Annotated in this window: 14 protein-coding genes; 7 read left to right on the forward strand and 7 right to left on the reverse strand. The window is 72.0% G+C overall.

All coding sequences use genetic code 11. The annotated features are described in order from the left end of the window. Positions 1 to 135: 135 nt before the first annotated feature. The gene (locus ACN28C_RS20240) at positions 136 to 987 is read left to right on the forward strand and encodes an SAM-dependent methyltransferase (RefSeq protein ID WP_422769102.1); all 852 of its coding nucleotides are present in this window, start codon (positions 136 to 138) and stop codon (positions 985 to 987) included. Between the two features lie 51 nt (positions 988 to 1,038). Here the strand turns inward: ACN28C_RS20240 and ACN28C_RS20245 are convergent, their stop codons facing one another. Next, a complete protein-coding gene (locus ACN28C_RS20245; protein WP_422769103.1) occupies positions 1,039 to 3,486 on the reverse strand; it encodes a M64 family metallopeptidase in 2,448 nt (815 codons plus the stop codon). Between the two features lie 156 nt (positions 3,487 to 3,642). Between ACN28C_RS20245 and ACN28C_RS20250 the strand changes: the two genes are divergently transcribed. Continuing rightward, positions 3,643 to 4,680 carry a TRM11 family SAM-dependent methyltransferase gene (locus tag ACN28C_RS20250; protein ID WP_422769104.1) on the forward strand — a complete coding sequence of 346 codons (1,038 nt, stop codon included), beginning with the start codon at positions 3,643 to 3,645 and terminating at the stop codon, positions 4,678 to 4,680. 62 nt (positions 4,681 to 4,742) lie between these two features. On the opposite strand, the gene ACN28C_RS20255 is transcribed toward ACN28C_RS20250, so the two are convergent. Continuing rightward, the gene (locus ACN28C_RS20255) at positions 4,743 to 5,681 is read right to left on the reverse strand and encodes a peptidoglycan DD-metalloendopeptidase family protein (protein ID WP_422769105.1); all 939 of its coding nucleotides are present in this window, start codon (positions 5,679 to 5,681) and stop codon (positions 4,743 to 4,745) included. Between the two features lie 251 nt (positions 5,682 to 5,932). On the opposite strand from ACN28C_RS20255, the gene ACN28C_RS20260 reads away from it, so the two are divergent. The 5 genes from ACN28C_RS20260 to ACN28C_RS20280 all read left to right on the forward strand — a co-directional run bounded on the left by ACN28C_RS20260 (position 5,933) and on the right by ACN28C_RS20280 (position 12,399). Then, positions 5,933 to 7,039 (forward strand): L-dopachrome tautomerase-related protein, encoded by a 1,107-nt coding sequence (locus ACN28C_RS20260; RefSeq protein ID WP_422769106.1) that lies wholly within the window; start codon positions 5,933 to 5,935, stop codon positions 7,037 to 7,039. Between the two features lie 313 nt (positions 7,040 to 7,352). Continuing rightward, the gene (locus tag ACN28C_RS20265) at positions 7,353 to 7,613 is read left to right on the forward strand and encodes an acyl carrier protein (RefSeq protein WP_422769107.1); all 261 of its coding nucleotides are present in this window, start codon (positions 7,353 to 7,355) and stop codon (positions 7,611 to 7,613) included. A 154-nt stretch (positions 7,614 to 7,767) separates the two neighbouring features. Next, positions 7,768 to 8,964 carry a beta-ketoacyl synthase N-terminal-like domain-containing protein gene (locus tag ACN28C_RS20270; protein WP_422769108.1) on the forward strand — a complete coding sequence of 399 codons (1,197 nt, stop codon included), beginning with the start codon at positions 7,768 to 7,770 and terminating at the stop codon, positions 8,962 to 8,964. Beyond that, positions 8,948 to 10,144 carry a beta-ketoacyl synthase N-terminal-like domain-containing protein gene (locus ACN28C_RS20275; RefSeq protein ID WP_422769109.1) on the forward strand — a complete coding sequence of 399 codons (1,197 nt, stop codon included), beginning with the start codon at positions 8,948 to 8,950 and terminating at the stop codon, positions 10,142 to 10,144. The genes ACN28C_RS20270 and ACN28C_RS20275 overlap by 17 nt, the downstream gene beginning before the upstream one ends. After that, positions 10,066 to 12,399: an AMP-binding protein gene (locus tag ACN28C_RS20280; protein ID WP_422769110.1), complete on the forward strand. Its 2,334-nt coding sequence runs from the start codon at positions 10,066 to 10,068 to the stop codon at positions 12,397 to 12,399. Before ACN28C_RS20275 ends, ACN28C_RS20280 begins: the two co-directional genes overlap by 79 nt. Before the next feature lie 12 nt (positions 12,400 to 12,411). On the opposite strand, the gene ACN28C_RS20285 is transcribed toward ACN28C_RS20280, so the two are convergent. From ACN28C_RS20285 to ACN28C_RS20305, 5 genes are all read right to left on the reverse strand, one after another. After that, positions 12,412 to 13,275 carry an ABC transporter permease gene (locus tag ACN28C_RS20285; RefSeq protein WP_422769111.1) on the reverse strand — a complete coding sequence of 288 codons (864 nt, stop codon included), beginning with the start codon at positions 13,273 to 13,275 and terminating at the stop codon, positions 12,412 to 12,414. After that, a complete protein-coding gene (locus ACN28C_RS20290; protein WP_422769112.1) occupies positions 13,275 to 14,231 on the reverse strand; it encodes an ABC transporter permease in 957 nt (318 codons plus the stop codon). The genes ACN28C_RS20285 and ACN28C_RS20290 overlap by 1 nt, the downstream gene beginning before the upstream one ends. Next, the gene (locus ACN28C_RS20295; RefSeq protein WP_422769113.1) at positions 14,228 to 15,403 is read right to left on the reverse strand and encodes an ABC transporter ATP-binding protein; all 1,176 of its coding nucleotides are present in this window, start codon (positions 15,401 to 15,403) and stop codon (positions 14,228 to 14,230) included. The genes ACN28C_RS20290 and ACN28C_RS20295 overlap by 4 nt, the downstream gene beginning before the upstream one ends. A gap of 120 nt (positions 15,404 to 15,523) precedes the next feature. Further along, positions 15,524 to 16,738: an extracellular solute-binding protein gene (locus tag ACN28C_RS20300; RefSeq protein WP_422769114.1), complete on the reverse strand. Its 1,215-nt coding sequence runs from the start codon at positions 16,736 to 16,738 to the stop codon at positions 15,524 to 15,526. Positions 16,739 to 16,969: 231 nt separating this feature from the next. After that, positions 16,970 to 20,128, reverse strand: a complete 3,159-nt coding sequence (locus ACN28C_RS20305; protein ID WP_422769115.1) for a glycosyl hydrolase 115 family protein — start codon at positions 20,126 to 20,128, stop codon at positions 16,970 to 16,972. Positions 20,129 to 20,159: the final 31 nt, after the last annotated feature.

A 20,159-nucleotide genomic window follows, 5' to 3' on the forward strand; every position in this document is an offset into this window, starting at 1 on the left:
GCTTGGCGTACCACACCTGGCCGCCGGGATCGGTCGGCTCGATGGCGAGCATGCGAACCCGGACGCTCGCAAAAGGAGGGTCGACGCAGGCGCTACCCTGGTAGTCCGTCCCCCGAACCGCACGGAGCTGATCTCGTGACCGCGCCCAACGACGGAGGCTACCCCGCCTTCCCGATCGACGTCCCGACCTCGGCCCGGATGTACGACTACTCGCTGGGCGGCAAGGACAACTTCCCGGTGGACCGGGCGGCCGTCCTCTTCGTCAACTCGCAGTATCCGGCCAGTCTGGACGTCACCCGGGAGAACCGGCTCTTCCTCTACCGGGCGGTCCGGTTCCTCGCCCGCGACCTGGGCATCCGGCAGTTCCTCGACCTCGGCAGCGGGCTGCCGACCCAGGCCAACGTGCACCAGGTGGCGCAGCAGTTCCAGCCGGGTGCCCGGGTGGTCTACGTCGACGTCGACCCGATCGTGCTGGCGCACGGGCGGGCGCTGCTGGCCGACGACGAGACGACCCGGGTGATCGCCGCCGACGTCACCGAGCCGGAGCGGATCCTGGCCGACGAGGACGTCCGCAAGATGATCGACTTTTCGGAGCCGGTCGCGGTGCTGCTCTTCTCCGTGACCCACTCCATCGTCGACGACGACAAGATCCGGCACCTGCTCGCGGTGCTGCGCGAGGCGATGTCTCCGGGCAGCTACCTCGGCTACTCCCAGCTCGCCGGGACCGACCAGGCGGGGGTGGACGCGGGCAACGAGATGGTGCGGAAGATGAACCTCCAGTGGCGGAACCGCACCGTCGCGGAGGTGGCGGAGTTCGTCCGCGACTTCGAGCCGGTCGAGCCGGGGATGGTCGACGTCAAGACCTGGCGGCCGGACCCGACCCAGCCGCCGCTGGCCCCGGTCGACGAGGCGCTCCGCCCCTTCCTCGGCAGGGGCGCCGAGGAAACCCGGTTCTACGAGTACGGCGGCGTCTTCCGCCGGCCCTGACCACGACGCCCGGGGTGCGGACTCCCACCCCGGGCGTCGCGGGCACGCGGATCAGAGGCGGGCGCAGTCGCCCGACCGCTGCCCCCGGATCTGGTTGCGGGCACCGAAGTCGGTGACCTCGCCGTTGCCGCCGCACGTGAGCGAGCCGGTGATCCGGTTGCCGACCAGCGCCAACCCGTACTCGCCGGTGGCGTTGCCGGTCAGCCGGAGCGCGCCGCTGAGGGTGCTTCCGGCAATGGTCACGCTTCCGGTGGTGCCGCCGACCTGCACCGAACCGCTCACCGTCGCGCCGAACAGCTGCACCACGGCGGCGCGGTCGGTGCTGATCCCGCCGGCCACCGCGCCGCCGGAGACGACCAGCGAGGCGCCGGGCCGTACCGTGATCCGGCCGGCCACCCGGGCGCCGTCGAGGCAGGTCACCCCGGCCGAGACGGTCAGGTTGCCGGCCCGGGGGCCGGAGATCGTCCGGGTGCAGGCCGGTGACGAACCCGGCAGTACGGTGGCCCGGAACTCGGCGGGGGAGCCGACGTTGCCGGCCGCGTCGATCGCCCGGTGCTCGACGGTGTGGGTGCCGTAGCCCGGCTCGGTCTCCTCGAAGACCGCCTTGGAGAGCCCGCCCGACCCCAGGTTGCCGTAGACCAGCGACTTCACCACCGTGCCGGTGGGGGTGAAGAGGAACGGTGTGCCGGCCGGCGCGTCCGGCCAGCCGAAATAGTTGAACCAGCCGTCCCGGTCCAACCGGAACTCCCCGACGGTGAAGCCGGGCCGGTCGTCGGCCGGCTCCAGCCCCATGGTGAACCGCTCGAAGTAGACGTGGTGCGGGACGTCACCGGCAAGCGTGGCGACCGGCGCCGAGAGCATCGCCGTGGTGCTTGCCTCGACGTTGTCGACCGTCCAGGCGCGGGTCTCCGAGGCGCCACCCGGATCGGCCGGGTCGGTCACCGTCGCGGTCAGCCGATAGCTGCCCGGGGCCAGCTCCAGCGCCCCCAGGTCGAGGTTGCGGCTGTTCCACGGGTTCGGCAGGACCCTGCCGTCGAGCCGCCAGGTCACCTCCAGCACCCGGTCGAGCGGGTGCGTCGTCTCGACGTAGACCACGTCCTCGCCGCCGACGGCGCGGCCGTCGGTCTGGGTCGAGGCGGTGAACGCCACCGGCACCTCGGCCGGCGGGCTCGGCTCGGCACCCACGGTCCACTGCCGGCGCTGGGTCAGCGCCGGCCCGGTGCGGATCGCCGGATCCCGGACGAACCCGGTGGGATCCTGCACCGTCACCCCGACGACGTCGCCGGGGCGCACGCCCCGGCCGGCCAGGGCCAGGTTGCGGCTGTTCCCCGTCTCCGGCACCGGTGCGCCGTTCACCGTCCAGCGCACCTCCAGCTCGTGGTGGACCGGATGCTGGGTCTCCACCCAGAGCACGTCGGTGGGGCCGACCGGCCGGTCCGTCGGGGTTGACGAGAGCGCCATCGCGTTCGTGTCCCGGCGCCCCGAGATCCGCTGCGTCATGATCTCTCGGCTGACCTGGTCGTAGTGGAAGCCGAGCCAGCGCATGATGGAGTGCTCGCTGGGTCGCCAGACGCCGGAGCTGGCGTACATGCCGCTCTCGTGGCGGCCGATCGTGCCGCCGGACTCGCTCTCCTCGCCGAGCCAGCGCCACCACTTCGCCTGCTGGGCGACCATCTGCTGCTCGGTCAGCCGGGTGTGGTGCCGTGAGCCCGGCTCGGCGCAGTCGTCGGTGCAGTACGGCCCGCCCGGGGTGGGCCGGTCCCGGTACGGATACTCGTCCTGGAGCTGCCCGAGCGAGTGGCCGAGTTCGTGCGGGCTGATCAGCGGCCCCTGCGGGGCACCGCCCGAGGTGGTGGCGTTGGTGCCGCCGATCCCGCCGTACGTGTCGGTGTTGGCGATCGCCAACACCTGCCGGTTGCTCGCGGTCACCCCCAACGGCGCGACGAGCTGCTGGAGATAGCGGTTCAGCGCCTGCGTCCCGTACGGCTGGAAGGTGATGCCCCGGGCCAGCGGGTTGGTGCAGCCGTCCGCGTAGTGCAGCCCCAGCGGGGTGATCCGGTCCGGGTCCGGCGGGTCGTCGTCCGGGTCGCAGCGGATGCCGGACTCACCGGAGACGATCTCGATCACGTAGACGTTGAAGTAGTTCCGGTAGCTGCGGTACGGCTCGATGCTCCACTGCACGTTCATGTGCCGGTCCACGTCGGCGTGGAACGTCGGCAACTCGGCCGCGGTGTAGCCGTCGCCGAGCAGGATCAGGTTGAGCCGCTCGCTGGCCGGGCCGGTGACCTGGAGCGGGACGAGTCGGGCGCTGCCCACCTCGGGGTCGGCGGCGGCCCGGCCGGGCGGCGAGATGGTCAGCATCCCGGCCACCAGGGCCAGGGAGGCGAGGGTGCCGAGGCTCGTCCTGCGCCACGCCGTCGGTCTCGACGACCCTCCACGGAGCGTGCGGCTTCCACGGAGCGTGCGGCTTCCACGGAGCGTGCGGCTTCCATAGATCATCGGGGCAGGCTAACCCGGCCGCCGACGGCCGGTCATCCATCAACTGACGCAAGTATCCTGTGTCGCCCCGACACCGCGGCTGACCTCGGCCGGAGCGCTCGCGGGCGGCCGTCTACCATCTACCGGTCGCGCAGGTGCCGGCCGCCGGAAGGACAGATGAGCCAGTACGCCTTGTTGATCTCGCCGTCGGCGAACCGCGTCTACGCGGACGCCTCCGTCCGGCTGACCCGGGCCGAGCTGGCGGTCGTCGACCGGACCGTGCTCGGCGGGCGGCTCTCCGGCGTCACCGAGACGGTGCTCGGCGGCGTCCGCTACGTCACCTTCACCGCCGACGGCGGGCTCGGCGAGCGCGAGGTCGAATACCTGGCGAACCTCTCGTCGATCTACGTGCTCTTCGAGGTCGTCCAGGGACTGCTCCGGCCGGTCGAGCTGCGCCCGCTGGCCCGCTACGACGACGACCTGCTGACCATCCCGAAGTATCCGGGCAAGACGAACGAACAGTTCACCAAGCTGCTGCTCAACATCACCCTGCTCTCCTCGCGGTTCGCCCCGGAGATGCTCGACCGTCAGCTCCGGGTGCTCGACCCGCTCTGCGGCCGGGGGACCACCCTGAACCAGGCACTGATGTACGGGTACGACGCCGCCGGGGTGGAGCACGACCGGACGGACTTCGAGGCGTACTCGACGTACGTCCAGACGTGGTTGAAACGCAAGCGGCTCAAGCACCGGGTCGAGTCCGGGCCGGTGCGCCGCGACCGGCAGGTGGTGGCCCGGCGGTTGCAGGTGAACCTCGCCGCCGACAAGGAGTCCTACCGGGCGGGCCGGACCCAGCGGCTGGACGTGGTGCAGGTCGACACCCTGCGCAGCGGGGAGTTCTTCCGGTCCGGCAGCCAGGACCTGCTGGTGGCGGACGCCCCGTACGGCGTGCAGCACGGCAGCCGCAGCGCGGGCCGGGGGCTGGCGCGCAGCCCGCTCGCCCTGTTGACCGAGGCGGTGCCGGTCTGGGTGGAGCTGCTCCGGCCCGGCGGGGCGCTCGGCATCGCCTGGAACACGAACGTGGCCCGGCGGGAGGAGGCGGCGGCCGTCCTCGCCGACGCCGGCCTGGAGGTGCTGGCCGACGGCCCGTACCTGGAGTTCGGCCACCGGGTCGACCAGGCCATCGTCCGTGACATCCTGATCGCCCGCAAGCCCTGACAAGCGTTAGGAAGGGCCCCCGCTACAACAAAAAACGATAAGCGGGGGCCCTTCCTTGCGCGTCAGTAGCTGCAGCCGCTGGTGGGGAGGCTGGTGGCGGCGGGTGGGGTGACGCCGTCGTAGAGGGCCAGCAGGAAGTTCTGCGGGCAGCGGCGGGTGCTGCCGGTGCGGATACCGAAGTGCAGGTGCGGGCCGGTCGAGTTGCCGGTGTTGCCGGTCGAGCCGATCCGCTGCCCGGCCGTCACCGTCGCGCCGGACGCCACCGACCAGGCGGAGAAGTGGCAGTAGGTGTAGATCGCCCCGTCGGTGCCGGTCAGGTTGATGCCCCGGCCGCAACTGCTGTCGTCGATCCGGACCACGGTCCCGGCCCGTACGGCGTACGCGGCGGTGCCGGTCGGCACGGGCAGGTCGATCGCCGGGTAGTCGTGGTGCGGGTCGTCGTACTCGCTGCGGGGCAGGGCGGTGCGGGGCAGCGGCAGCGAGAAGCCGGTGCCGCCGCCGGTGGCGGTGGTGATCCGGACCGCGTCGGCGACGACGTAGCCGGCGCCGCTGGTCCACCTGCTGACGCCGACAGCGTTGTAGTCGCCGGCGGCGAGCGTGAAGGTGCCGATGCCGACCCACCGGCCACCATTGCTGCGCTGGTTGACCGCGACGGTCTGGTTTCCGCTGGTGGTGGCGACGATGAACGGCGTGGCGTTGTTGTAGCCGGGGTCGGCGGGGTAGAAGACCTCGACCAGGTAACTGCCGGCGCTCGGGACGTTCACCTTGAACCAGGCAGCGTCGCTGGCGGTGGTGTCCGGGGTGGCGTACCGGTAGTCGGGGCCCTGCCGGTCGGCGGACCAGGTGGAGGTGCCCCAGTTGTCGCTGGCGGTGAAGCGGTCGGCGGTGGCGTTGTCCACGGTCACCGTGGCGGCGCTGGCGGGAGTCGCCGCCAGCAGGATCGGGGCGGCGGCGACAGCCGCGGCGAGGATGGCCAGGCTACGTACGATTCGGGTCTTCATCAAAGTGCCCTTCGGCGCAGGCGACGCGGGAAGTTGAAGGTATTTAACCAACGGCATGCATCTTTGGAAAGACTTCTTCATCGATCCCCGACTCTGGCCGGGCCGTCTAGAAAGGGGCGGTGCATCCGTCATGTATGTCTAAATCTAGTTATTGGCGTTTTCGACGCAGTCATCCGGCTTACAGTTGCGGGGGTGGCTGAGCCTGCGACGGCTCGGCGGCGCGGTGCGGGCGGGCTGCCTCGGGGGGCCGGATGAGCGACGAACTGACCACTGACGAGCCGTGCGGCCGGCTGGAGACGGTGCACACCTTCCCCGACGCCATGCCGACCGGGGTCACCGTCTCCCGGCAGGGTCGGATCTTCGTCAACTTTCCCCGCTGGGGCGACCGGGTCGAGACCACGGTCGCCGAGCTCGTGGACGGCGCCTGCCGGCCCTATCCGGACCAGGACTGGAACAGTCCCGCCGGGAACGACGACAACGGCGCCTTCGTCTCGGTGCAGAGCGTCGTGGTGGATCCGACCGACCGGCTCTGGGTACTCGACACCGGCAGCCCGGGTTTCCAGCCGACCCGTCCCGGCGGCCCCAAGCTGGTCTGCATCGACCTCGACACCGACCTGGTCACCCAGACCATCCTCTTCCCCGCCGACGTGGCGCTGCCCACCTCGTACCTCAACGACGTCCGGTTCGACCTGCGGCGCCGGTCGGCCGGGGTGGCCTTCCTGACCGACTCGTCCAACTCCGGTCCGAACGGGATCGTCGTGGTGGACCTGGCCAGCGGAAGCGCCTGGCGGCGGCTGCACGACCATCCCTCCACCAAGGCCGAGACGCCGGCCACGTTCCGACCCCTTGTCGAGGGGCGGCCGTTCCTGGTCTGCCCGCCGGACGGGCCGCCGAGCCCGGTCACGATGGGCGCGGACGGGATCGCGATCTCGTCCGACGGCAGCCGCCTCTACTACTGCCCGCTCGCCTCCCGCCGGCTCTACAGTGTCTCGGTCGACGCGCTTGTCGACCGGTCGATGGACGACGCCGAGGTGGCGGGGACCGTCCGGGACGAGGGCGACAAGGGCTCCGGCTCCGACGGACTGGAGAGCGACGACGCGGGCCGGCTCTATCTGACCGCGTACGAGCAGAACGCCGTCCTGCGCCGGCACCCGGACGGCCGCTACGAGACTCTGGTACGCGACCCCCGGCTGCTCTGGCCCGACACCATGTCGATCGGCGCCGACGGATACCTCTACGTGACCGCCAACCAGCTGCACCGGCAGCCCGAGTACTCCGGCGGCGTGGACCGCCGCCGGCGCCCGTACGCCCTGTTCCGGGTCGGTGTCGGCGCCGGCCCGGTGGCCCTGCTGCCCTGATCCGGGCGGAAATCGATCACAAAAGTGATCAACGACAATGCCATGATCACGAACCACATCGGAACCGATCATCCTCCGACATCGACGGATCGTCTGGCGGAGATACGAGATCTTCCGTTCCGGATAGACCTGATCGGGTCGTGGTAACGAGCTGTTCGGCCGGCGTGATCGAGCTCTTCGGTCGCATCTAGAGCGATTCCCGCGTCGTTTCCTTCCTGGAAAACTTCACTGGGAGCCCACCCGCAAGTTCCACGGAACGTGGCGAGCAGGTTCCACGGAACGTGGCGAGCGGTGATCGGGAAGGGAGCCGGACGTGGCACAGCGAGACATGGTGTCGGCCGCCGTCCTGCGGGACCTGGCGGCCGAGATTTTCGAAGTCAACCCGGACGACATCACGGAGGCAGCGGCCTTCTACGAGGACCTCGGGATCGACTCCGTGCAAAAGGTCGAATTCGTCGTCCGGATCGAGCGGCAGCTCGGCGTGCGACTGACCGACGAGGAAGCGGCGGGGTTGCAGGACTTCGGCGACACGCTCGCCGTACTCCGGGATCGGGGCATCTCCGTTGGACCGTGACCGGCCCGGCGCCGGACGCTGGAGTGGTGCCGGTCCCGGGAACGCCGCCGGCCACTGGGCCGGTGCCGGTTCGGGGAACGGCGCCGGCCGCTGGAGCGGTGCCGGTTCCGGTAGCGGTGCCGGCCGCGGGGACGGTGCCCGCCGCCAGCCGGCCGTGGCGATCTCGGGCGTCGGTGCGGTCTCCGGCGCCGGTCTCGGCGCCGACGCGCTCTGGACGGCCGTCACCGAGCGGCGGGTGCTGACCGGGCCGGTGACCCGGTTCGACATGTCCCGCTATCCGGCCCGGTGCGGCGCGGAGGTGCCGGCGGGCGCCGTGGCCGACCTCGACGCGATGGTCCCCTCCCACGAGTCCCTCGCCGCACGGTTCCTCGCCGTCGGCGCACTGGAGGCGCTCCGGCACGCCGGCGTGCCGGAGCAGAGCCGGGCACATCGGCTCGGTGTCTTCGTCGGCACCGTGATGGCCACCCGACCGGTGCTGGACCGGGGGATCGGTGCCGGCCGGCTCGCCGTGCCGGGGCGGGGATGGGCCCGGCCGGACACCCTGCTGGACACGCTCCGCGAGGTCGTCACGGTCACCGGGCCGACTGTGCTGCTCGCGCCCGGCTGCGCCGCCGGGAACAGCGCGATCGCGGCCGGCGCCCGGGCGATCGCCGCCGGCGAGGTCGACGTCGCGGTCTGCGGCGGGGTCTCCGAACTCTCGCTGGAGATCCTCGCCATGTTCACCTCGTTGCGCGCCCTCGCGGTCGACACCGTGCGGCCGTTCGACGTCAACCGCCGTGGCACCATCCCCGGGGAGGGCGCCGGGGTGCTGGTCCTGGAACCGGTCGACCGGATCGTCGCCCGGGGCGGGCGACCGCTGGCCCAGGTGCTGGCCTGCGCCGCCGCCGCCGACGCGCACAACCCCACCCAACCGCACCCGGACGGCAACGGCCTGGTCTCGACCATTGCCGGCTGCCTCGACCGGGCCGGCCTGACCAGCGACGACGTCGACTGGGTCTGCGCGCACGGCACGGGCACCCCGGCAAGCGACGGGATCGAGGCCCGGGCGGTGGCCAAGGCGCTCGCCGGCCGGCGCCGGCCGGTGGTCTCGTCCATCAAGGGACAGTTCGGGCACGCCGAGGGGGCCGCCGCCGCCCTGGAGGCGATCGTCGCGGTCGGCGCGCTCACCGACGGCGTGGTGCCGGGCAACGTGACGCTGATCGAGCCGGACCCCGCCTGCGGCGGCATCGACCTGGTCGAGCCGGCCGGGCGGCGGGCACCGGTACGGGTGGTGCTGAGCCAGGCATTCGGCTTCGGCGGTGGCGTCTCGACCGTACTGCTCGGAAAGGACGATCGTGCCGTCGGCTGGTGACTGTCTCGTCGTACGCGGACTGGGGCTGCGGCTGCCGGGGATGGCCGGCACGGCGGAGCTGGCCCGGCTGGTCGGCGGCGCGGATGTGCCGCCGCCGCCGGCGGCACGGCGCTTCGCCGCCCCGGAGGCCGACCTCGATCCCGTGGACCGCAGGGCGCCCGCCCCGGTCGAGCCGCGGATCCCGGCCGCCGTCGCCGGCCGGGGACTGCGCGCCCTGCCCGCCGAGTCGCTGCTCGCCCTGGCCGTGTCGGCCGACGCCGCCGGCGCCGGCGACCCGCCCGACCCGGGGCTGGTGGCGGTGACCCAGCCGGCGGATGCCGCCCCGGCGGCGGTGCTCTGGGCGAGTTCGAGCGCGGGGTTGGCCGAGTACGCCACGATCTGCGTCGAGGCGGCCACCCTGGACCCCGGGCTGAGCAGCCCGATCATCGGTCCCGCGTCGGCGTTCAACGGGCCGGCGGCGACCGTCTCCATCCGGCTCGGCATCGACGGTCCGAACGAGACGCTGACCGGCGGCACGACGGCCGGGGTGAGCGCCCTGGTCGAGGCGGCCCGGCTGGTGGCCGGCGGCGAGGCGGCGCGGGCCCTGGTCGGCGGCTCGGCGACGGTGAGCAGGTGGAGCCTGACCGGGCTCGCCGAGGAGTTCGTGGCGGGGGAGGGCGCGGCCTGCCTCGCCATCTCGCCCTGCCGGGACGCGGACGAGCCGGGCATCCGGCTGGGGCGGTTCCGCCGGCTGACCCTTGACCACTCCGACCTGGCGGCGCAGTGCCGTGCGCTGGCCCGCACCGCCTCCGCCGGGGCCCACAGACCGCCGACCGCCCCGGTGGCGGCTGGCCCGGCGAGGGTTGGGCCGGTGGCGCCAGAGCGCGGGCGGGCGGCAGTGATCGTCTCTACTGGGGACAGTGGCCTGGTCGGTGCGGTCGCCGACGGCGTTGCCGGGCCGGTCTGGCACCTGGAACGCTCACTCGGCGACTTCGGCGCGGCCGGTGGCCTGCTGGCGGCGGCCTGCGCCGTCGCGTACTGCGCCAGCGCCGGGGAGCCGGCGAGCGTGCTCGTGCTGGCGATCGAACCGTCCGGTAACGCAGCCATCCTGGAGGTCTTCGCATGGGGAGCACCAACCTCGTCGAGCGGCTGGTGGGGCGAGCACTCGCGTCGGGTCGGGGTGAGCGGGTCGCCTATCTGACCGGCACGGGAGGGCGGCTGCGCTACGCGGAGCTGTACCGGGCGGTACGCGGTTATGCGGCCCGGCTCGCCGAGGCCGGAATCGGACCCGGCACCCCGGGCCTGGTGGTGGCCGACGACGACCTGCCGACCGTGGTGGCGATCCTGGCGCTCTGGTGGCGCGGCGCCGTCGCGGTGCCGGTGAGTCCGATGCTGACCGAGGCGGAACTCGCCTTCATCGCCGCCGACTGCCGGGCGGGCTTCCTGCACGCCGACGAGCGGGGCGGCGCGCGGGCGGACCAGGCAGGCATGGCCGGGCTGCCCCGGGGCGGGGCGGAGTGGCTCGCTCCGGGTGCGCCGCCGTCGCCGCCACCGGTCAGTCAGCTGCCGTCGGAGGTGCTGCTCATCCAGTACACCTCGGGCAGCACCGGCAAGCCGAAGGGCGTGCTGCACACCGGCGCCGGTGTGCAGGGGGTGCTGGACGGCTTCGGCCGGCTCCTCGATCTGCAGCCCGAGGACCTGGTGCTCTCCACCGCCAAGCTCTCCTTCGGTTACGGTTTCGGCAACTCGCTGCTCTTCCCGCTCGCCGCCGGGGCGGGGGTACTGCTCAACCAGGGCCCACCGGACGTTTACCGGCTGGCCGCGACGATCGCCCGGCACCGCCCGACCGTGCTCTGCTCGGTGCCCCGGATCTACGCGGCGCTGCTCGACCGGGCCGGCAGCCAGGCGCTGCTCGACCGGGCCGGCAGCCAGGCGCTGCTCGACCGGGCCGGCAGCCAGGACATCCCGGTCCGGCACAGCGTGCCGCCCGCCCCCGCGGGTGGGCACGCGCCGACCGCCCCGGCACAGCGGAGCGCGCCGCCCGACCTCGGCTCGGTACGCCTCGCCGTCTCGGCGGGGGAGCACCTGCCGGCCGCACTCTGTGCCGACTTCACCCGCGCTTTCGGGGTGCCGCTCGTCAACGGCCTGGGCGCGACCGAGGTGCTGCACATCGTGCTGGCGACCCGGGGCAGCCAGCCCGGCTCGACCGGCCGGCCCGTACCGGGCATGACGGTCAGCGTCCGGGACGACGCCGGCCGGCTCGTGCCCTCCGGCACCGAGGGCCGGCTGCACGTGGCCGGGCCGTCGGTCGCCGCCGGATACCTGGATCGTCCCGAGTCGGCGGCGCGCACCTTTGCCGCGGGTGGCGCGTACACCGGTGACATCGTCCGGCAGGATCCGGACGGCGACCTGCGGTACGTCTGCCGGCACGACGATCTGATCAACATCGGCGGGTACAAGGTCTCGCCGCTCGATGTCGAGGCGGCGGTCCGCGACCTCGACGGGCTGGCCCAGTGCGCGGTGGTCGGTGCGCGGGACGCGGCCGGGCTGGAGGAGGCGGTCGCCTACCTGGTCCCGGCTCAGGGGGTCGATCCGGACGCGCTGCACCGGGCGGCCCGGGTGGCGTTCCGGTCCGGGCTGCCACCGCACAAGCGGCCCGCCGCGATCGAGGTGGTCGAGCAGCTGCCCACCACCTCCACCGGCAAACTGGCCCGCTTTCGACTCCGCAACCGGTCCGTCGAGCCGGTGCTGGTCCGGATGCGGGTACTGCGCGACGGTCCGGGCCGGACCCTGGTCTGCATCCCGTACGCGGGCGGCTCCTCCGGAGCGTTCACCCGGCTGGCTCGGCACCTGCCCGGCGGCTGGCGGGTGGTGGCCGGCGAGGCGACCTACCGCGACGGCGCCACCATCGCCGACGCTGCCAGTGCCTGGTGGCGGGCGGGCACGCCCTACCTGGCCGGCGGCGGGGTGCTCCTCGGGCACAGCCTCGGCGCGGTGCTGGCCGCCGCGGTGGCCGACGCCGCCGGTGACGGGCTGGCCGGCACCCAGGTGGTGCTCTCCGCCCCGCCGCTGCTGACCGGCGGCGAACGCCCGGCCCTGGTCTCCGCCGACGACGAGACGCTGCTTGCCGGGCTGCGCAGTACCGGGCTGCTCCCGGCCGGCTCGTTGACCTCCGAGGAGATCACCCGGCTGCTGCTGCCCCGGTTCCGGCGGGACATCGCGCTCGCGCCGACCGGCTTCCAGGGGGTACGGTCCCGAGCCGTGCACGTGCTGCTCGGCACCGACGACGGCCTCTGCACCCGGGAGGCGCTGGCCGCCCGGATCCCGGTGGACCGGATCGCCAGCCTGCACGTGGTCCCCGGCGACCACTACTTCGTCACCACCAACCCGGCCGGGACCGCCCGGGTGCTCGCCGGGATGTTCGACGGCACGAGCGGCCCCGGACCGGGATCGTGATCGTGGGTCAGGTCAGTCCACGTCCTCCCGGACCCGGGCGACCAACTGGGTCGGGTTGACGAAGCGCAACGCGATCACCAGCAGCACCAGCATCATCGTGGTGTAGATGACCGCCATCGCGTCGATGGACTGCTGGGCCCGGATGCCCGCCGCCGACATCGAGTAGTAGAGCGCCACCACCAGGGTCTGCGAGTCCGGCCCGGCGGTGAGGAAGGTCAGCTCGAACATCCCGACCGTACGCACCAGCACCAGGATCGAGGCGGCCAGGATTCCCGGAGTCAGCAGCGGGGCGAGGATCCGGACGAAGATCTGCCGGGTCCCTGCCCCGCACATCCGGGCCGCCCGCTCCACCGCCGGGTCGATCTGCTCGATGAACGGCGTCATCGTGAGGATGACGAACGGCACCGACGGCACCAGGTTCGCCAGCACCACCCCGGAGAGGTGCCCGGCGAAGCCGTACTTGTAGAGCACCGTGGCGAGCGGGATGCCGTAGGTGATCGGCGGCATCAGGATCGGCAGCAGGAAGAGCAGGTAGAGCAGCCGCCGGCCGGGGAAGGAGCGGCGGGCCAGCACGTACGCGGCCGGCACCCCGACCAGCACCGAGATGCCGACCACCAGCAGCGACACCTGCAACGTCACCAACAGCACCTGGAGGAGCCCGAACTCCTGCCAGGACTGCCCGTACCACCGGGTGGTGTAGCCCTGCGGCAGCCAGGTGTCGTACCACCGGTCGCCGAAGGAGCTGACCACGACCGAGCCGATCACCCCGGCCAGGTTGACGAAGAAGAACGCCACCACACCCCAGACCAGCCAGGCGGCCGGTCGGGCGACCAGGCGCCGGCGGCGGGACGCCGGAGCCGTCACCGTGCTCGTCATCAGCCCTTGCCTCCCGCCGTCGATCCGGTGTAGAGCAGCGCCCGCCAGCCGAGCACCGCCGCGATCACCAGCAGTTCGACCAGCCCCATCAGCACCGCCACGGTGGCCGCCATCGGATAGTCGTACCGGACGTAGGCGGCCTCGTACGCGGCGATCGAGATCACCCGGGTCGTGCCGGCCGGGTCGCCGACCAGGATCGCCGACGGGAAGACGCTGAACGCCAGCACGAAGGTCAGGCAGAAGGTGGTGGCCAGCCCGGGTGCCAGCAGCGGCAGGGTGATCCGGCGGAACCGCTGCCACCAGCCGGCGCCGAGGGTGGCGGCGGCCCGTTCCAGGGTCGGATCGATCCCGGACAGGTAGGAGAGCACCAGCAGGAAGGCGAAGGGGAAGCCGGTGATCACGATGGAGAAGAAGACTCCCCAGTAGTTGTAGGTGAGTCGGACCGGCTCGTCCACCAGCCCCATGTCCAGCAGGATCCGGTTGAACCAGCCGGTGGGGCCGAGGAAGTTGAGCAGGCCCTGCGCGGTGAGCACCGTGCCGAGCGTGATCGGCACCACCAGCACGGTGGTGAGCAGCCGCTTGCCCCGGAACCGTCCGCGCATCCGGTAGGCGATCGGCACTGAGGCGGCGACGTTGAGCAGCGCCGCCGGCAGCGACAAGTTGAGCGTTGTCCAGATGGTGTCCCGCTGGTACGGATCGGAGAAGAACTCCTGGTACGCGGCGAACGGCCCGCCCTCGGTCGGCTGGAACGACAGCCCGACGCCGTACCCGAAGGGGTAGATGAAGAGCACCAGGACGAAGAGCGCGGCCGGGGCGAGCAGCAGGAGTTGCCGGTCGATGCCGTGCTCGGCCAGCCGGTGCCGGAACGCCACCCGGGTGCCGGCGGACGCCCGCCGCTCCGGTGCCCGGTCGCCGTCCGGCCCGCCGGCCCGGGGCGGCGTCGCGGTGGCGCTCACCGCGAACCGCCGGCGGCCGGCTCATCGGCCCGTGCGCCGTCCTCCGGTCTGTCGCTCGTCGTTCCGTCCGGCCCGCCGGTCGTCGTGCCGTCCGGCCCGCCGGTCGTCGTGCCGTCCGGCCCGGTCATGGGGAAGACCAGCAGCCGGCCCGGATCGACGGCGAGCCCGATCCGGTCACCGAGCGCCGGACGTCGGTCGGTACGGAGGTGCACCTGCACCCCCTCGGCGGTACGGGCCTCGACCGCCACCTCCCGGCCCTGGTACTCGACCACCTCGACGGTGGCCGGCACGCCCTCGGCCGGCCCGGTGATCCGCAGATCCTCCGGGCGGACCCCGGCGACCACGTCGGCACCGGGGGCGACCGGCCCGACCGGGGTGCCGACCAGCCGCATCCCGTGGCCGGTCACGGTCACCTGCGCACCGGTGACCTCCCCGACCCGCAACCGCAGCAGGTTGCGGTAGCCCATGAAGTCGGCGACGTGCCAGTTCGCCGGCCTGGTGTGCAACTCCTCCGGATCACCGATCTGCTGCACCCGACCCTCACGGAGCACCACCAGCCGGTCGGCCAGAGAGAGCGCCTCCTCCTGGTCGTGGGTGACGTAGACCGTGGTCAGCCCGAGCGACTGGTGCAGCCGGCGGATCTCCGTCCGCATCTCCAGCCGCAGCTTGGCGTCCAGGTTGGAGAGCGGCTCGTCCATCAGCACCAACGCCGGCTCCAGCACCACGGCCCGGGCGATGGCGACCCGCTGCTGCTGGCCGCCGGAGAGCTGCCCGGGCAGCTTGCCGGCGTGTTCGTCCAGCCGGACCAGCCGGATGGCCTCCTCGGTGCGCCGCCGGACCTCGGCCCGGGGCAGGCGGCGCATCTGGAGGCCGAAGGCGACGTTGCGGCGGACCGACATGTGCGGGAAGAGCGCGTAATTCTGGAAGACCATGCCGAAGCCGCGCTTTTCGGCCGGCACGGTATCGAGCCGGGTCTCGTCGGCCCAGATGCTGCCCCGCGTCAGCGGGAGCAGGCCGGCGAGGCAGTTCAGGGCGGTCGACTTGCCGCAGCCGGACGGCCCGAGCAGGGCGATGAACTCCCCGCGCCGGACCGTCAGGCTGAGGTCGGCCAGCGCGTCATGCCCGGCGAAACTCCGGCCGACGCCCTCCAGTCGCAGCTTGGCAAACGTCACTTGTCCCCGCCTTGGGTTCGTGACTGCGGGGCTCGCAAACCCGGCTCACTCCTCGCACTCACTTGTCCCCACCTTCTGTTCGTGACTGCGGGGCTCGCAAACCCGGCTCACTCCTCGCACTCACTTCTTCACCTTCGCGCCGCCGATCTCCCGGTCCCACCTGCTGAACGCCTCGACCAGCGCCTTGGCGTCGAGCGGCACCTCGAGCGGGTTGTTGGCGATCAGCTGCTCGTACTCCGGCCGGCCGTACCGCTCGATCGCCTGGCGGCTGGCCTCCGGCGCCATGGAGAGCGGCACGTCCCTGATCGCCGGCCCCGGGTAGAAGTAACCCTGGTCGTACGCCTTGGCCTGCTGTTCCGGGGTCAGGATGTGGGCCAGCAGGGCGAGGATGGCAGCCTGCTTGTCCGTCGAGACTCCCTTGGGGACCACCGCGTAGTGCGCGTCGGTGACCCAGTGGAAGCCCTCCAGGGTGCCGACCTTCGCCTCCTCGGGCACGGTGCCCAGTACCCGGGGGTTGATGTCCCAGCCGGTGGTGGAAACGATGATCTTGGCCGAACCGTTGGCCAGGTTCTTCATCGTCTCGCCGGTGCCGGACGGATAGAGCGTGATGTACTTGTTGAGTTCGGCCAGGTACGCCCAGGTCTTGTCCCACCCGTTCACCGGGTCCTTCGGGTTCGAGTCGCCGAGCAGGTACGGCAGGCCCATCAGGAAGGTGCGGCCGGGGCCGGAGTTCGACGGGCGGGCGTACTGCACGGCGCCGGGGTTGGCCCTGGCGTAGTCGAGCAACGCCTGCGCGCTGGTCGGCGGGTTCGGCACCTTCGACGGCAGATATTCGATCAGCGGCCCGGAGGGATAGTAGGTGATGGTCACCCCGTGGTCGCGGGCCAGTTCCTGCATCGCGGCCGCGCCCGGCAGGTAGTTCGTCATCCCGGGCAGCCGGTCGGCGTGGGTGGGCAGCAGTGGCAGCCAGAGCTCCTGATCGATGCCGGCGGCGAGCCCGTCCACCCCGGTCAGCACGAGGTCGATCTCGACCCGGCCGGCGTCCTGCTGCGCCTTGACCTTGCCGACCAGTTCCGGCGAGGGCGACTTGGAGTACGTCACCTTCGACACCGTGTCGGAGTTCCCGGCGACGAAATCGTCGATCATGGACTGGGTGAGTTGCAGGTTGCCGGCGACGTCGAGAATGTTCAGTTGGACCGGCGAGCCGGGCTTGTCGGGCACCGCGCCGCCGGTCGGTCCCGGTGCGGCGCTCTCCGGCGCGCCGCAGGCGGCGGCGACCAGGCTCAGCGCGGTCAGGGCCGTGGCGGCGAACAGCCGGCGTTGGCTTCGACGCATGGGCATTCCTCTCTCTTCAATTCGGCGATCCTATGATGTCGCGGGGTGTCCCTGATGCTGCTGGATGAACCTTTTCAACCCGTCCTGTGCTCCGCCGGGGCCGCAGGTGGAGGTCGGGACCCGGTCGCCGGACTGTTTCGATTGAAAAGATTCAATGTGCGGGCGGCGGTCCGCCCGACCCGTCCGGGCCGGGCGGACCGCCGATGGAGCAAATGGGACGCGCGCCGGTCCTCAGCGGCCGATCCGCCGGCTCTCCGGCGGACCGAGATAGCTGTACGGCAGCTCGGCGGTCTCCACCACGAGCTGCTGCACCACCACGGTCGGGTCGACCATCCAGAACTTCAGGGTGTGTACGCCCGGCCCGTCGACGGTGTGCGTGGTCGTCGTGACGTTGACATTCTGCGAGGTGTTCCGCTCCCACTGCCGGTTCATGGAGGTGTCGTTCGCCCCCGTGGCGGTGGTGACGTTCACGGTCTGCGGCGCGGCGCCGTCGATCGAGACGGCGTACCGCAGCCCCTCGGTCGGCAGCACGTTGTTGCGCGGCGACAGGTACGCCGTGACCTTCACCGGGCCGGCCGAGGTGAGCGTCAGATCGTACTCCAGGCGTGGGCTCTGCCCGCCCGGGGTGCGACTGGCGGCGGTGACCGGGAACGGCGTCAGGCCGTCACCGGTCCGCCCAAGGTCCGGAATGCGCTTCCAGTGGACCCCGCCGGTGTTCACCGCCCGGCTGTGGTGCGCCGCCGGGATCGAGACGTAGCCGTTCGCCTCGACGTGCCCCCTCGGGCGCAGGCCGCGCGGGTTCTCCACCTCGGCCCGCACGACCACGCTGGCCCCGTCGGGGCCGGTGACCGTGATCGGCACCGTCGTGTCGCCGGCCGGCGCACGCCGCCAGTCGACCCGGACCTCGATCCGCACCTGGTCGGTGACCCGGCCACCGGTCCGGCTCAGCTTCAGCCAGGGCGCCGCGGCCCGCGCCGTGTAGCCGAACGGCACCGAGCCCCGGTTGAAGACCTCGATGTACTGCCCCGGCTGGCTCTGGTACGGGCTGAACGTGGGCAGCACCGCCGGTCCCGGCTCGGCCGGCCAGTACTTCTCCGAACCGTCGATCGCCACACCCAGCTCGGCGGTTGCCGGCAGCTCGATGCGGCGCAGGTGCGGATAGAAGGCGTCCGGCAGCGCCTGGTGGTTGAGTTCCGGCTGCTGCCAGGGCGCGTTCGGGCCGTAGCGCGCGACGTCGCCGTACCCGATCTTGGGTTGGGTCTGGAAGCCCTGCCACTTCCCGCCGGCCAGTGTGGCGTTGTAGTAGTCGGACATCGCCTGGTCGGCGTCGAAGTGCTGCTGCGCCAGGTCGGCCATGGCGTTCGTGGCGGCCCGGCCCTGTGCGGCGTAGCGCAGGTTGGTGAACTGCGCCTCCCGCAGCGCGTAGAGGTTCGCCGTCGCCGTCACCTGGTAGTGGACGAGCTGGTGGTAGGCGTCGTCGTACTCCTCCGGCAGCCGCGCCCGGATCCGCTCGGCCCGCTCGGCCAACTCCGTCCACTCCCGCACCACCCGGCGCATCTCCTGGTAGGCGGTGAGACTGTAGGGATTGTCGTCGGTGTAGACCACCGCCGAGGAGTCGGTGGCCGGATCCTTGGCCGGGTCCACCGTGATCCGGCGGTTCAGCAGCTCCGGCTTGCGCCGCGCCTGGAGCTGGCCGTATTCGTGCAGGATGGCACCGATCTCGGCGGCGTACCGGTCGGGGAAGTTCTGCGCGGCGTACGCCCGCTGCCAGTCGTCGAGCTTCTCGATCGGCATGCTCGACGGGTCCCAGGCGTAGTCGAGGAAGAACTGCAGCGGCAGCTCCTCGTTCTTCATGTCGCCGACGTTGACCACCCAGAGCCGGTCCACCCCGTAGGTGTAGCTCAGGTGCAGCTGCTCCCAGGTGCTGGCCAGGTTGATGGTGTCGACCCACTTGTAGTTCCGGCCGCCGCCGACGTAGTCGAAGTGGTAGTACATGCCGTAGCCGCCGGAGCGGGCCGGCAGGCTCTGGTCCGGCAGCTTCCGCATGTTGCCCCAGTTGTCGTCGCAGAAGACCACCGTGACGTCCTCCGGCGGGCGCATGCCCCGGTCCCAGTAGCGCTGGACCTCCTTGTAGAGGGTGAAGACCTGCGGGATGTCGGTCAGTTCGCGGTCGCTGACGTCGGCGAGGATCTCCCGCTGGGTGGCGATGATGCTCTCCATCAGCTCGATGCCGTCGCCGTCGGGGAGGCTGACGTCGCCGTTGCCGCGCATGCCGAGGGTGACCACGCCCTCGGAGTCCTGCTCCGCCATCCGCTCGATACCGTCTCGCCAGTAGCCCTTCAGGGCCTCGGCGTTGCGCCGGAAGCTCCACTCGCCGTTCCCGCCGTAGGGGTCGGTGCCGCCACCGGCGTGCCGGTTCCACTCCTCGATGCCGCGCATCATCGGCGCCTCGTGCGAGGTCCCCATCACCACGCCGTACTCCTTCGCGGTGGCGTGGTTGGCCGGGTCGTCCTCGGCGAAGGCGCGTCCCCAGACGGCCGGCCAGAGATAGTTGGCCCTGAGCCGCAGCATGGTCTCGAAGACCTTGGCGTAGAAGTGCCGGTTGAAGCCGCCGGGATAGCCGGGAACCAGGCCGGGGCCGAAGAAGTTCGGCGCCCAGGTGCCGAGCGCCGGGTTCTCGTCGTTGATGAAGAAGCCCCGGTACTGCACGGCCGGGGTGCCCTGGCTGTGCCGACCGGGCAGCAGGTGCAACCCGTGGCTGCGCCGGGGTGGCACGTCGTCCCACCAGTACCAGGGCGAGACGCCGATCTGCTTCGACACCTCGTAGGCACCGAAGATCGTGCCGCGCTGGTCGCTGCCGGCGATCACGAAGGCGCGCCGGACGCCGGGGAACGGGTTCGTGACGATCTGCTGGAGCGAGGTCTCCCAGCGGTTGGCGATGCCGCGCACGTCGAGCCTGCGGGTGGCGATCAGCCGGTCGATCAGCGGACTCTGGCCGATCGTGCCGACCAGCACCACCTCGCCGTGTGCCGGCACCCGGTCGGTGGCGATCGCCGGTCGCACGCCGGTGACCCGCTCGACATCGGACTGCAAATCGCCGACGACCCGGACCACGCCGGGGTGGTCGTCGGCACTCACCACCAGGGTCGCGGCCCGGCCGCGGTCGACCAGCGGCAGGCTGCCGGGCTTCGACCGGGTGGAGACGAAGCCGGTGGTGGGCGCGGCGTCGCCGCCCCGGCCGCCGCTGGCTGCGGCGGAGGAGGCGGCGACAATGGGTGCCGCGGTGACGGCGAGGACCAGGGAGAGCAGGACCCGGCAGGCTCGCGGGCCGACGGGTTGGCGGAGGGGCGGCGCCGGCGGACCGGCAGGAGTGGTGGTGGGTCTGGGCATGCCGTGCTCCGGGCCGTGAGGTGGGTAGCCC

Source organism: Plantactinospora sp. WMMC1484, assembly GCF_049315195.1.
Classification (GTDB): Bacteria; Actinomycetota; Actinomycetes; order Mycobacteriales; family Micromonosporaceae; genus Plantactinospora.